A 15,309-nucleotide genomic window follows, 5' to 3' on the forward strand; every position below is an offset into this window, starting at 1 on the left:
TTATCTTCACTTTCGCTTTTGGAAGATAGGCAGTCCGGGGAGGGGGCGGATTTCCCGTGCAAGCAGGCGGGCGCTGTGCTCAAAAAATATGCGATGAACGTGATCGGCCCCGTACAGTTTTCACCGCGGTGGAAGGAAGAACTAGTTGGTAGCGTGGGCGGCAAATCCTTCGTGATCGAGTTCAGCATGGGATCGGCCAATCACGCCTACCTGCCGGAGCGGGAAAAGTGGGAGGCTGTGGCACCCGATTGGGCCAAGCCGATCTGGGAGCAGGTGCGGGAGGATCTGGCGAGCTGGTGCAAGGGGCAGGGGATTCCGCTTACCGTCGACTCCAATTGCTGGGTCACATTTGACGCGTAAAGGGGGTGAAATGACGGGCAGGAAGGGGCTGACGATTTAAAGCTGTTTTTCTAGCATTTGGTGTGGCGTTCGTGGCGGTCTTGCGCTCAAGTGGTGGCGTCTCCGCGTATGCCGAATCCCCTGCATCGTCGCACCTTGCTCCGCGGCCTTGGCGCGAGCCTCGCCCTGCCGTGGTTAGAAGCGATGGCGCCACGCGCCCGCGCGGCGACCGTCGCGGGCAAGCCGCCGCAGCGCTTCGCATTCATTTACACGCCGAACGGGTATAATCAGCAGAGCTTCGTGCCGAAGGTGACGGGTGCTGGCTGGGAGCTGACTCCGGCGCTGGAGCCGCTCGCGGACTTGCGGAAGGAGTTGACGCTATGCACTGGCCTAGACCGGCAGTTTGTCGGCGGCACGGGAGTGCATGCGCAGTGCGGGGCCTGCTGGCTGACGAGTTCCCCGCCGAGCGAGACACTGGATGGCGGTTTCCCCACAAACATCACGCTGGACCAGATCATCGCCCGGACGATCGGCGGGGATACGGTGCTGCCCTCGCTGGAGCTGAGCTGCAATGATTTCACCGACAATAAGGAGACGCGCTACTACGAGTGCATCTCCTGGGCGGGGCCGGGCTATGCGGCAGGCGTGGAGAAGAATCCGCGGGCGGTCTTCCAGCGGCTCTTCGGTAGCGGTGGGCGGCCGTCGCGCGGGGTGCTGGATACGGTGCTGGAGGATGCGAAGGCGCTGCAGGCAAAGCTCGGTCGCGAGGATCGTGAAAAGCTCGGCGAATATCTCGAGAGCGTGCATGCCACCGAGCATCGCATCGAGCTGGCCGAGAAGGCTGCCAAGCGGCTGAAGCAGCCGCCGATCCCGGAGCCCGCGGGGATTCCCGAGCTGCGTGGAGATTATTTGCGGCTGATGGGCGACCTGATCGTGCTGGCGTTCCAGAATGACCTGGCGAGGGTAGCCTCTCTGGTGGTCGATCCCGAGCGCTGGGATTCGCCGCGGATGTTTCATGGCCTCTTCGACAAGCCGCAGAATCACCATGTGCTGACTCATACCAAGGGCGAGGAGGCAAAGGCGGCGATCACCAAGATCGATCGCTTCCATGTGGAGCTGTATGCTTATGTGGTCGGGCGTTTGCGTGAGATCCGCGAAGGGGAGGGGACCTTGCTCGACTCCTGCTGCGTGGTGATGGGCAGTGGTCTGAGCGATGGCGATACTCACAAGTATTCGGACCTGGAGGTGCTGGTCGCGGGCCGTGCCGGTGGGGTGCTGCAGCCGGGGTCGCATCATCATTTCGCGGGTGAGGTGCCACTTGCGAATCTGTGGCTGACGCTGGCACAGGCCGCCGGGGTGAAGCGTGAGCGCTTCGCGGACAGCACGGGTAAGATCAACAAGATCCTGGCGTGATGCAGCGTCTGACAGCTCTCTTATGTTGCGCTGCCGCGTTGCCGTTGCAGGCCGCGCCGGACTTTGCGCACGAGATCCTGCCACTGCTGGAGGATCACTGCTTCGATTGCCATGGCGATGAGAAGCATCCGAAGGGTGGAGTCAATCTGGAGCGCTTCGGTACGGAGGCCGCGGTGATGGCGGATCGCCCGGCCTGGCAGGCGGTGTTTGACAAGGTGGAAACGCACCAGATGCCGCCGCCGAAGCGCGACTCACAACCGAGCACGGCGGAGCGGGAGAAGCTGATGGGGTGGATCGAGTCCGTGGCCGCGCGGCCCGATCCTGCGCTGGGTGCGCGCGATCCCGGTCGTGCTGTGCTGCGGCGGCTGACGCGCTTGGAATATAACAACACGGTGCGCGATCTCTTCGGGCTGAAGCTCGACGTCTTCGTTTTCCCTGAGCGCTTGCCGGTGGTAAGCGATTACTTCCAGCCGGATGCCGCCCGGATGCCGGAAATGGTGGCGGTGCCGGTGCGTGAGTATGGGATGAAGTATGCGGTGCTGCTGCCGGATGCCGGATTGCCGGGGGAGAATCGCGCAGAGCATGGCTTCTCGAACCGGGGGGAGGGCATGAACTTCTCGCCCCTGCTGTTAGAGAAATATGTCTCGTTGGCGAAGGCGATCGTGTGGAGCGACAAGCTGCCGCAGCAGAGTGCGATCTTCCGCAGCTTGATCTCGGACCCGGCGGCGGTGTTGAAGGCCGAGGCGGTGGCGGAGGAAGAAGATGGCGAAGGCGCTGCGGATGTATTCCACGCGGTGAGAGCCTTCGCACCCAACCTCGACCTGCCACTGCAGGCGAAGGATGGCGGACCCGTCACCGTGACCTATCAGTTCCGTTTCAATGTGGATGCGGCTGCACAAGAGGGCGCGGGTGGCGTCTGGGATGCCACGGCCCGCGATCTCACGATCAAGGGTGGAACGCCAGTACGCGTGAGCTTCGGTCACGATGACCGCAAGGCGCTGGTGCTGACGCCGCGCGATGATCTCTGGGTGGCGGGATTCTCGACCGCGGAGGAGACCTCGGGCGAGTCGCTCTTCACCAATCACGAGAAGGGCGCGAAGAAGTTGCACTTCACTCTCGGCATTGAAGGTGGCCTGCCCGGTGAGGCGGTGAAGGATCTCGCGCTATGTGCGCTCAGTCGCGAGAAGGAACACGGCGCGGTGGCGATGACCGTGAAGTTCAGTGGCGGTGGAGCGCACACGCTGAGCGCGGAGATCCCGGAGGGAGGGGGGATGGGCAATACCTTCTATGCCTTCCGTGCGCCGGAGAACGAGCACATCACGGAGCTGGAGATCGATGGCTCGAAGTTCAGCGGCAACCATGTGCTGTTAGATGACCTCGGGTTCATCTGTGAGATTCCGGCGGGCCAGCCTGCGGCACCCGCGGCACTGAAGATTCCACTCAAGCAGCAGCGTGAGATCGCCCGCGAGCGTTTGGCTGGTTTCCTGCCGCGGGCGTTCCGGCATCCGGTGGAGGCGCGCACCTTGGAGCGCTACTGTGATCTCTTTGCAGATGCGCTCAAAGCGAGTGGCTCATTCCCGGCGGCGATGCGTGAGACCTTGGCCGCGGCGCTGGCGTCGCCGGAGTTTCTGTATCTTGCCGAAGTGGCGGAGGGCAAGGCGGCGGTGCGGCCTTTGGCGGACCATGAGCTGGCGAACCGCTTGGCTTATTTTCTGTGGTCGGCGCCGCCGGACGACGCACTGCTGCGGAATGCGGCTGGGGGAAAGCTGCGCGACCCGGCGGGCTTGAAGCGGGAGGTCGAGCGGATGATGCGCAGCCCGCGTGTGCGTGAGTTGGCGGAGTCCTTCGCGGTGCAGTGGTTGCGGCTGGACCAGCTCTATACCGCCAAGCCGGTTCCCGAACTTTTCCGCGGCTTCTACTATGGCCAGCAGGGCAAGCGCACCCTGCACGGGCCGATGCTGGTGGAGGCCTTGTTGCTCTTCGATACCGTGATGGTGGAAGACCGCAGTGTGCTCGATTTTGTGGATGCGGACTACACTTGGCTGAACCGCCAGCTTGCGAAGCTCTATGGGCTGGAGGCCGTGGGTGCGGCCCAACTTGCGAAATTGCCGCCCTCGAGCAAGGATGAGCTCAAGGATCTACGGACGAATAGCTCCTACATACGGGTGCCGCTGGCTGACCGCAGTCGCGGCGGCTATATCACCATGGCCGGGCCGCTGACGGTGACCTCGCTGCCTTTTCGCACCAGTCCGGTGAAGCGCGGTGCTTGGTTGTTAGAGGCGATCTTCAACCGCCCGCCGCAGGAGCCGAAGATTGCATTCGTCCTCAAGGATGCTGAGCGGGAATCCTCCACGGCGCAGAGTGTGCGGCAGAAGTTCGAGCTGCACCGCAATGAGCCGGCCTGCTTTTCCTGCCACGTGCGCATCGATCCGCCGGGCTTCGCGCTGGAGGCCTTTGACCCGATCGGGACCTATCGCACGCGTGATGGCGAGCAGCCGGTGGATGCCCATGCCGAATGGAATGGGCGGGCCTTCGACGGGCCTGCCGAATTCAAGGCAGCGCTGATGGAGAAGCCGGATGAGTTCGTGCGCGGGTTCATTGAGCACCTGCTCAGCTACTCCCTCGGTCGCAAGCTGGAGATCTACGACATGCCCGCCGTGCAAGAGATCCAAGCCGCCGCGGCGAAGGAGAACTACCGTTTTGGCGCGATCGTCGAGGGCGTGGCGACCAGCTATCCCTTTCGGAATCTGCGGCAGAGGTAGTCTCAGGAGCCGCTCTTGATCTCCTTCTCCAGCAGAGCTTTTACCTGCTGGGCTCCGTATCCAGAGAGGTGGGTGCGGTCGTGGTACAAGAGGTGGCCCTGAGGATCCCAGTAGCGAATCCCTCCATCCGAGTCGTGGAAGAGACTCTCGCAATCGATCACTGCGACATTCCCGCCTGCCTTTGACAGCACCCGGGAATTCGCGGCCAAGCGGGCCGTGTGTTTGGCTTGTTCTTCGGAGAAAGGCGGTCGGGCGCCTTGCCGAATTGCCTCACGGGTTGCGGCGGGAGGAAGCATCGGGGGTTGCGTGATCAGTATGATCTTGCGTGCGAGGGGGCGCAGCGCTTCGAGGGCTTGATCGAGACGCTGTCCTTTTGGGTCCAGCTTGCCCTGCCAACTGCAGGCCAGGATCAGGAAATCCGGAGCGTCTTGCTGGATGGTTTCGAGGCTCTGGGTCCATTGCGATTCACCCGCGGGAGTCGGGCCGGGAAGCAATGGCAGGGCATCACCGGAAGCGACGCTGATCACCGTGAGCCGGTAGCCGAGTTCTTCCGAGAGTTGTTTAACCATCTGGCCATACATCGAACCGTGGCTGTCTCCCATCAGCACGATGCTGCCGGTCTTCTGCTTCTGGTTGAAGCTGAGCTTACCCGTCGAGCCGTTGCTGGCATTGATGTAGTTCGCGTTCTGGATGGCGATTCCGGCCGGGATGCAGATGAGCAAGCTTGCCGCCAGGATTCCGAAGGCGGGCAGGCGGGCCGCGGGCCGGTTGAGTCGCACTCTGAGAGGGCTTTCGATCAAGCGATAGCTCAGGGCCGCTGCCGTGAAGGTGATCGCTACTTTGACGATCATCCGGGTCCATTCACCGAGCATCAGGAACTTGTAGTCGACGAAGGAAAAGACCGGCCAATGCCACAGGTAGAGCGAATAGGAAAGCTTGCCGACCAGCACCAGAACGGGGCTGGCCAGGATTCGCTGGAGCTTGCTGTCTCCGTTGGGGCCGGTGCCTGCGAGTACGCAGAGCGTGGCGATCACCGGTAGCAAAGCTTGGTAGCCCGGGAAACCACGTGCTTCCCGCACCAGCCCGAAAGATGCGAGCAGCAGCAGGATACCAAGCTGCGGTGTCCATTTGAAGCGGGGTTTGTCGCTCTCCCGGCCCGGAAGCAGTGCGAAGAGGCCGCCGGCAAGAAGCTCCCAAGCGCGGGTCGGGAGAAGGTAGAAAGCCCAGGAAGCTTGGAGCTTTGTCATCGCGATGCATGCGGCCAAGCTGGCAAGCATCAGCCCGGCCATGACGCCGATCATCATCCTGCGCGAGCGGCGGCGCAGGAAAATCAACAGAAGCGGGTAGAGGAGATAAAACTGCTCCTCCACGGAGAGCGACCAACAGTGGAGGAAGGGTTCCGCATCCGGGGAGAGTTCGAAGTAGGTCCCCTGAAGCATGAGCTTCACATTGGTCGCGGAGGCTGCGGCGGCGGCCAGATTCCCGCCGGTGGAAGCAAGGTCCTGCGGGGAGTAAATGAAGAACGCGGCCACCGTTGTGGCGGTGGCCATGGTCAAGAAAGCAGGCAGGAGGCGGGCGATCCGCCGCTGGTAAAACTTCCTGAGGCTGAAGCTGCCTTTCTCGTGTTCAGCTGCGATCACCGAAGTGATCAGGTAACCGGAGAGAACGAAGAAGACATCCACCCCCACGAAGCCGCCAGGCAGCCACGAGCCGTGGAGATGGAAGACGAAGACAGCAAGGATCGCAATTGCCCGCAGCCCATCGATGGTGGGCCGGTAAGCAATCGAACTCGCCATGACACGGAAGGATTGGCTGGCCGCATCCTCGGCGGCAGGGAGGCAAGCGGCTTACTTGCTCACGTTGAAGCGGAACTCGATCACGTCCCCGTCCTTCACCACGTATTCCTTGCCCTCAATCCGGAGCTTGCCGACTTCCTTGGCACCGTGCTTGGAGCCGGCGGCGACGAGGTCGTCGAAGTGGACCACTTCCGCGGCGATGAAGCCGCGCTCGAAGTCGGTGTGGATCACGCCAGCCGCAGCAGGAGCCTTGTCACCTTCGTGGATGGTCCAGGCGCGCGTTTCCTGCACGCCGGTGGTCAGGTAGGTGCGGAGGCCGAGCAGGTGATACACCGCGCGGATCAGCGCGGAAACGCCGGAGTCCGAGATGCCCATTTCACCGAGCATTTCAGTGGCTTCCTCTGGAGTGAGGTCGACCAATTCCTCCTCGATCTTGGCGGAGATCACGACGGCTTCAGCACCGTGGGCCTCAGCCGCGAACTTGCGGACCTTTGCGACCCAGGGATGCGAGTCGGGATCTGCCATTGCGCCGGCCAGTTCGTCTTCGGCGACGTTGCAGGCAAAGATGGTCTTCTTGTCGGAAAGCAGGAAGAAGTCCTTCATCAGCTCGCGCTCAGTGTCCGAGAGCGACAGGGTGAGCGCTGGATTGCCGTCGTTGAGGTGCGGCAGAAGCTTGTCGATCAGCTCGACCTCGGCTTTCGATTCCTTGTCGCCGCTCTTCGCCTTCTTTTCGCGGGAGACGCGGCGCTTCTCCATCGCCGCGATGTCGGCGAGGATCAGCTCAGCATTGATGATCTCGATGTCGCGGATCGGATCGACGGTGCCGAGCTCGTGAATGATGTCGTCGTTCTCGAAGCAGCGGACGACCTGCACGATGGCATCGGTCTCGCGGATGTTAGCGAGGAACTGGTTGCCGAGGCCGGCACCTTCGGAGGCACCCTTCACCAGACCGGCGATATCAACGAACTCGATCGCGGTGGGGACCAGCTTCTGGGAGTTCGAGATCTTCGACAGGACGGCCAGCCGTGGATCGGGCACGACCACGATGCCGACGTTCGGATCGATGGTGCAGAAGGGATAGTTGGCCGCCTCCGCCTTGCGGGAACGGGTGACGGCATTGAAGAGGGTGGACTTTCCGACATTCGGGAGCCCGACGATTCCGGCTTTCAGCATGGCGCGGCGAGGGTTAGGGCAAGGCCGCCGGATTGCCAACGCCCAAAATCATTCACTTCCGCCGCCGCAGGAGCAGGATGAGGCCCAACGAGCCCAGAATGGCCATGGCGGGCTCCGGCACGGTGGTGTAGGTCTGGAAGCCGGTCACCGTGGCACCGTTGAAGCCCGGGTTGGTGGCGCCGTAGTCGAAAACGAAGGCCTCGTTTGAGCGGAAGCTTGCGTCGCTGCCCGATCCGCTATTCGGGTTCAGGTAGGCGGTGGTGAAATTGAAGCTGTCTCCGGGATTCAAGCCCAAGCTGCTCAGGGCGATGCTCCAGGAGTAGCTGGAGGCGGCGGCGTTTCCGAAATTGGTGACCGCCGCGGTGGTGATGAAGCCCAGGGTATTGGCATTCGCGCCCGCGGGCGTGGTGAACAGGTGATTGGACTCCGAGCCGCTGGCCTTGAGCGAGAAGGCGAAGTCCGAGGCGAAGCCGCCGCCGAAGGTGATCCCGGAGCCGAATTCGTTCACGATCGCGCGGCGGCCGACGAAGGGGGAACCGACTTCGCCCGAGGAGGGGTAGGCGGTGGTGCCGCCGGGATCGGTGTCGAAGTAGAACACCAGCGTGTCGTTGAAATTGCCGCCGCTGCCTCGGTTGAAGGTGAAGGTCAGGTTCGTGCCGTCGTCGGTGATTTGGAGGGATCCGCCACCGACCGGGCCGCCGAAGCCGGTCTGGCCGTTGCCCAGATAGAGGGCGGCGTGGGCGCTGCCCGCCAGCAGGGCGGCAAACAGCAGGGGAAGGGGACCAAGGGTTTTCATGGGCACCCTCGGAATGTTCCGGAGTTAAGCGGGGTTTAACCCAAAAAAATCCCGCTTCGTGCAGGGACGGAGCGGGATTTGGAAAGTCTTGGGATCGGTCACTCGAGCTTCGGCGGGAGCAACTCGCCGTCCATGGCGGCGGACTCCACCGGCAGCTCCGGCTCCTTGAAGTCAACAGGGCCATTGAAGAGGCTGCTCCAGAAGCCGCGGCGGGTCTTCTCGTAGGCCACTGCCTGTTGCTTGCCGGTCTTGATCTCCTTCAAGTCCTTTTCACGGACTTGGACCACCGGGATCTTCGGCCCCGGCATCAGGTTCGCGAGTGACTCCTTCGAGGCCGTGCCGAACTTCGTCATCCCCGAGACCGTGGCGGTCTTGAGCTGGGTCATTTGGGCACAAGACGCGAGGGAAATCGCGGCAATCGCACAGAGAGCGGGCTTCATGATAAGGAGGGGACTACGGTGGCGGGGGCGCGGGAATTGCTAGCAGGTGTGAGCTTTGCTGTCCAAAGGGTTTCGACACGCCTTCGCGTAGGCACTGATATCTGCGGACTGATGCCAGAGCTTCCGGCCCCCTGATATTTCGCGCAGGTAGATGAATTGTCCAGAGGGTCTTTTTCAAGCGCCCGGCTGGAGGACCAGGAAGTTCCGCACCGGTTTGTTCCACAGAGGCCGTTCTTGGATCGGGCCGCCGCTGACGGCGGAGGAAATCCACAGGTCGGAAGAGCGTCCGCCATCGAGATTCAGGGCGCTGCGGATTTTCACTCCGGCGAGCTCCGCTCCAGAGAGGGCGCGGGCCAGTTCTTCCAGTGAGCAGGCCCCGGTCCGGGCGATGATCCAGCCGCTGCGGCCGTCCGAAGCGATGAAGCTACGTGCCGTGGAACTTTTTGGGTTCAGACCTCCGGTTGACTTGCCGCCTTCGACAAGGAAGGGGCCGGCTTGGAGCAGTTCCGGGCCGCTGGCACCGCGCTCGCGTCGAGAAAGGGCAGGGGAGGCACCGCCGGTGTAAAAGCCCGCACCGAGGGAGGAGCTGTTCGGGCTGCCGCTGCGCTTCCCGCCGGACACCACCAGCCCGAGCGGCTTGCCCTCCGGGGTGAAGAAACCGGCATTGATGGCCGCGATGCCACCGTAGGCTTGGGCCGCGGCTTCTGCGTCCGCCCATTTGGAGCCCGGCCCGGCTTCTTGATCCGCCACAGCGAGACGGTGGGAGCGGCTGTCGAAGCTGACGCCGCTGATGGAGATGCCGCCGAGGTTCTGGCGGAAAGCCTGGGTTGTGTGGCGCGGTCCCTCAGGTTCGGGCGTCGGCGCGGGGGCGGGTCGGGCCTCGGGCGCGGGAGTGGTGGCAGGCTGTGAAATCGCTTCCGCCGGGTGAGGCGTCTTTTCTGCTGGTGGTCGTTCAGCCGCGCAGGAAGCGAGCAGGAGTGTGAAAAGGGCCGTTCTGCGGAACACGTGCCAAGACAACACCAAGCCTAGGTCCACCGCAACGGCGGCCCTTTTGAATTTCCCGTGAGCGCCTGATGAAAATCCAGTCCGATCTCGCGGCGGGCTGGCCAACTCAAGTTGGTTCCCTAACATGTCAGTTATGACTCCCTCGGGAAAGCTAGGCCTCAGGATAGCGGCTCCTGTGATCCTGATCGGACTTGGAGTGTGGCTGTGGTTCGCCAATGGAAGCAGCGATCCCAAGCCCGCGACTTCTTCCGGGTCGGCGGCATCATCATTGCCGGCGTCGCGCAAGGTGGATCCTTCCAGCAAGAATGCACGTAGCGGGGTGGTCTCCGACAAGGCGGCCGCCACGGGAAAGCTCCATGCAGACTGGAAGCGGGTCTCTGATTCGGGCATCACCGGGGCAGCTCTTCTGGACGCGCGGCGGGAGATCGCGGCAAGGGCCATCGAGGAACTGGGACCCGGCCCGGAACTGGAGAAGTTCCTGGCTTTCCTCAAGGAGCAGGGACAGGGGGACCTGGTGGGGTGGATGATCCGTGAGGGCGTCGCGGACTTCTTCAAGGGTGAGATGAAAGAGCAAGGTCTGCAGTGGTTCGCCGGATTGGCCGATGAGAAGATTCAGGAGAAGATGGGTTATCTGGCGGGCCGCAACATGGACGCCAAGGAGATCGAGCCGTGGATCAAGCGCTTCACCGACATTCACGTGCAATCGAGCGTTTTGACCGGCTACTGCAGTGAATACGCCAAGAATGATCCGAGCATGGCGGTGCGCGAGTTCCTGCGGATGAAGCCGGGCAGCGTCGATATGACGGGTCTCGGCATGGTGATGGGGGCGGCCCCGGCGGGCTCGGACTTTGTCGGCCTGTCGGGCATGGTGCCGGATGATGGGAAATCCTTGGCGAAGAACGCCCGCAAGGCGCTGCTGGGTGCCTGGGCGAAGTCGGAGCCGCAGAAGGCCGGGGAATTCGTCCTGGCCAATACGAGCACGGTTCACGCCGACCAGATGGGCGTGGTGATCGGCGGCTGGGCCACCAAGGACGTTAGTTCCGCCTTGGATTGGGTGGAGGCTCTGCCCGAGGGCGATCATCGCGACTATGGCATGGCCGCCTTGGCACAGGCCCGGGTGAAGGATGACCCGGCTTGGTCGCGTGCGGCCATCGATGCGATCCAGAATGCCAAGATCCGCGAGTCCGCGACGAAGGACCTGAATAAGCCGCGCTGAGCAGCGGAGCGGCTGGGAGAATGCCAGCGAGGGTGGGCCGCAACGATCATGGCGGAAGCTGCTCTCTCCGTGCTCGCCAAGTTAGGGCGATCTTCCAGCAAAAAACTTCACTGAAAATCGCCAATGGATCGGACATGGATTCCCAGACAGTCCTTGGGTGGAGTGCCTTTTGGTTGCTCCGAGCGTGATCTTCACAAATTCGGGAGTTTTGTTAGAGTTCCCGAGGTGGAGGATGATTTTGTGGGGTGGAATGCCTACGGGATTGGAGACGATTTCAGGGTGTATTGTGAAGCGGGGGCTGTCGTTGCGATCGCCGTGTATGATTCACTGCTCTACCAGAATAGAGAAATCATTGGCCTCGAATTGGAAGAGGTTGCGAAGGTGCTCGGTGACTTCAATTACAGTATCGATGAACCGCTTGAAGTCGTGGACGAGATGCAAACGCCGGTCCATTTTGACGCATTGGGCCTTCAGCTTTGGCTAAGGGACGGCGTCGCGGTGAGTGCGACCTGTGATGACCCCCAAGAGACATGACGAGTGCTCTTGGTCGGTTTCGGGGGTGCTACGCCTTACTTGCCTTAGGGCTGCCAGTGGCAGAGGTGGTCTGCATCGCCCTCTGTGCGGAGAAGCAGGTCAGACGGCAGATTTCACCCCCACCTCACAAATAGGTGTAGAAACACAGGATAGGGCAGCTTGGCCCAAGGCACCTCGTCTCCGGCGGCCAAGATAGCTGCCTCGTCCGCACAGAGGCCTGTGCGGACTACTTCTGGGGCTTCCGCGCCACTGCCAGCAGGGTCTGGAAATTCGGCGGCTCGGGCTCGCGGTCGACGACTGCGGTCTCGATCTCGGTGAAACCAGCCTTGTCCAGCATGGCGGCCAACTCGCCTTCGCCGAAGCCGAGCCAGACATCCGCATACAGCTCACGGGCTTCTTCAAATCCGTGCTGCAAGAGATCCAGCACCACCAACTTGCCCCCCGGCTTCAGGATGCGGAAGGCCTGCTGCAAGGCATGCTCCGGGCTACCCGCGTGATGCAGCGCTTGGCTGAGGAAGGCGAGGTCCACGCTGGAGTCTTCCAAGGGCGGCTCCTCGATGTCGCCGAGGCGGTATTCGAGATTCGTCAGTTCGTGTTTGGCGGCCAGTCCACGACCGAACTCGACCATCTTCGGCGAGAGGTCCACGGCGATGACCCTCTCCGCTTGGCGGGCGAGCATTTGGGCCAAGGTGCCTTCGCCCGCGCCGAGGTCCGCCACCACGCCCTGGTTGTTCACCTTGAGCAGGGCCTCCGCGAGGCCCTTCCAGGAGCGGCCGGGGACGTAGTCCTTGCCGAAGCGGCCGGCCAGCGAATCGAAGTAGGCGCGGGTCTTGTCGCGGCGCTTGTCCTGGAGGTGGCGCAGGGCGGCGGCGTCCTTTTCGACTTCAGGCACCTCCTTGGCGGCCTCCTTGGCCAAGGTACAGAGCTCCCGGCTCATCTCGGAGCGGTAGAAATTGTGCTTTCCGCTGCGCTCGTCGGTCACCAGCCCGCCCGCCTTGAGCTGGGAAAGCTGGGTGGAAATCCGGCTCTGGCCCATCCCGAGCAGCTCCTGCAAGTCGGCCACGCTCAGCGCCTCCGCGTCCAAAAGGAGCAGCAGCCGCAGCCGGGTAGGATCGGTGAGGAGCTTCAGGGATTTCAGCATTGACGCCATGGACGAAGCGATACATCAACCCATCGCGATTTGACGATACGAAATTCGATCTAGCTCATGAGCACCTACATTTTCTCATCCGAGTCCGTCGGCGAAGGCCATCCGGACAAAGTGGCGGACACCATCTCCGATGCGATCCTCGATGCCCTCTTGGCCCAGGATCCCAAGAGCCGCGTCGCCTGCGAAACCTTCGTGAAGTCGAACATCGTTGTCGTCGGCGGCGAGATCACGACCAAGGCCAAGGTCAACTACGAGCAGATCATCCGCGATGCCGTGCGCGGGATCGGCTACACCAACAGCGACGACATCTTCCACGCCGACACGTTGTTCATTAACAACTACCTGACCGGCCAGTCCCCGGACATCGCCCAAGGCGTCGACGCCAAGAAGGCGAAGGGCAAGAAGACCGCCGAGCAAGGCGCGGGCGACCAGGGCATCATGTTCGGCTACGCTTGCAACGAGACAACCGAGCTCATGCCGGCCCCGGTGATGTATGCCCACCGTCTGGGCCGCGAGCTGACCCGCATCCGCAAGGCTGGCAAGCTGGCCAAGTGGCTGCGCCCGGACGCGAAGTCGCAGGTCTCCGTCGAGTATGTCGATGGCAAGCCGACGCGCATCGTGAACGTGGTGATCTCCACCCAGCACGCCGCCGGTGTCGAACATGCAGTGATCGAAAAATTCTGCATCGAGCAGGTGATCAAGAAGGTCCTGCCGAAGAACATGCTCACCAAGGACACCGAGTATCTGATCAACCCGACCGGTAACTTTGTGATCGGTGGTCCTCAGGGCGACTCCGGCCTGACCGGCCGCAAGATCATCGTGGACACCTACGGTGGTATGGGCCGCCACGGTGGCGGTGCCTTCTCCGGCAAGGACCCCTCGAAGGTCGACCGTTCCGCCGCCTACATGGGCCGCTGGGTTGCCAAGAACATCGTCGCCGCTGGCCTTGCCGAGAAGTGCGAGATCCAGTTCGCCTATGCGATCGGCCATCCGCTTCCCGTGAGCGTGCATGTCGATACCTTCGGCACCGGCACGGTCTCCGACGACAAGATTCTGGCCGCCGTGCTCAAGGTCTTCTCTTTCAAGCCCGCCGATATCGTGAAGCAGCTCAACCTGCTCCGCCCGATCTACGGAAAGTCCACCAACTACGGCCACTTCGGCAAGGATGACGCCGACCTGACCTGGGAGCGCACTGACAAGGTCGCCGCCCTGAAGAAAGCCATCAAGTAATTCATCACCATCATGTCCACCACCTTCACTGACTACAAAGTCGCAGACATCTCCCTCGCTGACTTCGGTCGCAAGGAGATCGAGATCGCCGAGCACGAGATGCCCGGTCTCATGGCTACCCGCGCCAAGTACGGCCCGGAGAAGCCGCTCCAGGGCGTGCGGATCATGGGCTCCTTGCACATGACCATCCAGACGGCCGTTCTCATTGAGACGCTGGTCGAGCTGGGTGCCGAAGTGCGCTGGGTTTCCTGCAACATCTTCTCGACCCAGGATCACGCTGCTGCGGCGATCGCTGCTGCCGGTATTCCGGTCTTCGCCTGGAAGGGTGAAACCTTGGAAGAATACTGGTGGTGTACTTGGCAGGCGATCGTGAACCCGGCCGGTCTCGGCCCGGAACTGATCGTGGATGACGGTGGCGATGCCACCCTGCTTATTCACAAGGGCTACGAGATGGAGAACGGATCCAACTGGATCGACACTCCCTCGGGCAATCACGAGGTAAAGGTCATCAAGGACCTGCTCCGGAAGATCAAGGCCGAGCAGCCGGGGATCTTCGCGACGATCGTGAAGAGCTGGAAGGGTGTCTCCGAGGAGACCACCACCGGTGTCCATCGCCTCTATCAGATGGCGAAGGAAGGCACGCTGCTGGTGCCCGCGATCAACGTGAACGACTCCGTGACCAAGTCGAAGTTCGACAACCTCTACGGCTGCCGTGAGTCGCTGGTCGATGGCATCAAGCGTGCCACCGACGTGATGATCTCCGGCAAGGTCGGCGTGGTCTGCGGCTACGGCGATGTGGGCAAGGGCTGCGCCCAGGCTCTCCGCGGCCAAGGTGCCCAGGTCGTCGTGACCGAAGTCGATCCGATCTGCGCCCTGCAGGCCGCGATGGAAGGCTTCCGCGTGCTGACGGTGGAAGACACCCTCGGCTGGGGCGACATCTACGTCACCACCACCGGCAACTTCGACATCATCCGCCTGGAGCACATGGAGAAGATGAAGGACCAGGCGATCGTCTGTAACATCGGTCACTTCGACAACGAGATCCAGATCGACAAGCTCAACGATGCGAAGGGCGTGACCCGCACCAACATCAAGCCGCAGGTCGACAAGTACACCTTCCCGACCGGCAACAGCATCTACATGCTGGCTGAAGGCCGCCTGGTGAACCTCGGCTGCGCCACGGGCCACCCGAGCTTCGTGATGTCCAACAGCTTCACCAACCAGACGCTCGCCCAGATCGACCTCTGGAAGAACAAGGACACCTACAAGGCCGGCGAAGTGAAGGTCCTGCCGAAGCACCTCGACGAGGAAGTCGCCCGTCTCCACCTTGCGAAGGTGGGTGCCAAGCTGACGACCCTCAGCAAGGAGCAGGCCGACTACATCAGCGTGCCGGTGGAAGGTCCCTACAAGGCGGACCACTACCGCTACTGAGATCTTAGCAGATCTGATTCAACC

At 62.3% G+C, this 15,309-nt stretch carries 13 protein-coding genes; 7 read left to right on the plus strand and 6 right to left on the minus strand.

Annotation, left to right across the window (positions count from 1 at the left end; genetic code table 11):
- Positions 1-99 precede the first annotated feature (99 nt).
- The 3 genes from BV071_RS30225 to BV071_RS33980 all read left to right on the plus strand — a co-directional run bounded on the left by BV071_RS30225 (position 100) and on the right by BV071_RS33980 (position 4,514).
- Positions 100-360: a hypothetical protein gene (locus BV071_RS30225; RefSeq protein WP_265595085.1), complete on the plus strand. Its 261-nt coding sequence runs from the start codon at positions 100-102 to the stop codon at positions 358-360.
- A gap of 108 nt (positions 361-468) precedes the next feature.
- Positions 469-1,752, plus strand: a complete 1,284-nt coding sequence (locus BV071_RS30230; RefSeq protein ID WP_035615512.1) for a DUF1552 domain-containing protein — start codon at positions 469-471, stop codon at positions 1,750-1,752.
- The gene (locus BV071_RS33980; RefSeq protein ID WP_081886332.1) at positions 1,752-4,514 is read left to right on the plus strand and encodes a DUF1592 domain-containing protein; all 2,763 of its coding nucleotides are present in this window, start codon (positions 1,752-1,754) and stop codon (positions 4,512-4,514) included. Before BV071_RS30230 ends, BV071_RS33980 begins: the two co-directional genes overlap by 1 nt.
- Before the next feature lie 2 nt (positions 4,515-4,516).
- Here BV071_RS33980 and BV071_RS30240 read toward each other — a convergent pair whose 3' ends face one another.
- The 5 genes from BV071_RS30240 to BV071_RS33985 all read right to left on the minus strand — a co-directional run bounded on the left by BV071_RS30240 (position 4,517) and on the right by BV071_RS33985 (position 9,724).
- Positions 4,517-6,310, minus strand: coding sequence for an acyltransferase family protein (locus BV071_RS30240; protein WP_035615514.1), 1,794 nt, complete (start codon positions 6,308-6,310; stop codon positions 4,517-4,519).
- Positions 6,311-6,361: 51 nt separating this feature from the next.
- Entirely contained in the window at positions 6,362-7,483 is a 1,122-nt protein-coding gene (gene ychF / locus BV071_RS30245; RefSeq protein WP_035615517.1) for a redox-regulated ATPase YchF, read from the minus strand.
- A 52-nt stretch (positions 7,484-7,535) separates the two neighbouring features.
- Entirely contained in the window at positions 7,536-8,279 is a 744-nt protein-coding gene (locus BV071_RS30250) for a hypothetical protein (RefSeq protein ID WP_035615519.1), read from the minus strand.
- A gap of 98 nt (positions 8,280-8,377) precedes the next feature.
- Positions 8,378-8,719 carry a hypothetical protein gene (locus BV071_RS30255; RefSeq protein ID WP_265595086.1) on the minus strand — a complete coding sequence of 114 codons (342 nt, stop codon included), beginning with the start codon at positions 8,717-8,719 and terminating at the stop codon, positions 8,378-8,380.
- Positions 8,720-8,893: 174 nt separating this feature from the next.
- Positions 8,894-9,724, minus strand: coding sequence for a phosphodiester glycosidase family protein (locus BV071_RS33985; protein ID WP_265595087.1), 831 nt, complete (start codon positions 9,722-9,724; stop codon positions 8,894-8,896).
- A 133-nt stretch (positions 9,725-9,857) separates the two neighbouring features.
- Between BV071_RS33985 and BV071_RS35995 the strand changes: the two genes are divergently transcribed.
- Positions 9,858-10,940 (plus strand): hypothetical protein, encoded by a 1,083-nt coding sequence (locus tag BV071_RS35995; RefSeq protein WP_265595088.1) that lies wholly within the window; start codon positions 9,858-9,860, stop codon positions 10,938-10,940.
- A gap of 153 nt (positions 10,941-11,093) precedes the next feature.
- On the plus strand, positions 11,094-11,474 hold the full coding sequence (locus tag BV071_RS30270) for a hypothetical protein (RefSeq protein WP_265595089.1): 381 nt from the start codon (positions 11,094-11,096) through the stop codon (positions 11,472-11,474).
- 226 nt (positions 11,475-11,700) lie between these two features.
- Here BV071_RS30270 and BV071_RS30275 read toward each other — a convergent pair whose 3' ends face one another.
- Complete coding sequence (locus BV071_RS30275) at positions 11,701-12,624, minus strand: ArsR family transcriptional regulator (protein ID WP_035615527.1); 924 nt, start codon at positions 12,622-12,624, stop codon at positions 11,701-11,703.
- A gap of 57 nt (positions 12,625-12,681) precedes the next feature.
- Here BV071_RS30275 and metK point away from each other — a divergent pair, with 57 nt between their 5' ends.
- Positions 12,682-13,854: a methionine adenosyltransferase gene (gene metK, locus BV071_RS30280; protein WP_035615529.1), complete on the plus strand. Its 1,173-nt coding sequence runs from the start codon at positions 12,682-12,684 to the stop codon at positions 13,852-13,854.
- 12 nt (positions 13,855-13,866) lie between these two features.
- On the plus strand, positions 13,867-15,285 hold the full coding sequence (gene ahcY, locus BV071_RS30285; RefSeq protein ID WP_035615531.1) for an adenosylhomocysteinase: 1,419 nt from the start codon (positions 13,867-13,869) through the stop codon (positions 15,283-15,285).
- The last annotated feature ends 24 nt before the right edge of the window (positions 15,286-15,309 follow it).

It is taken from the genome of Haloferula sp. BvORR071 (genome assembly GCF_000739615.1).
Taxonomy (GTDB): domain Bacteria; phylum Verrucomicrobiota; class Verrucomicrobiia; order Verrucomicrobiales; family Akkermansiaceae; genus Haloferula.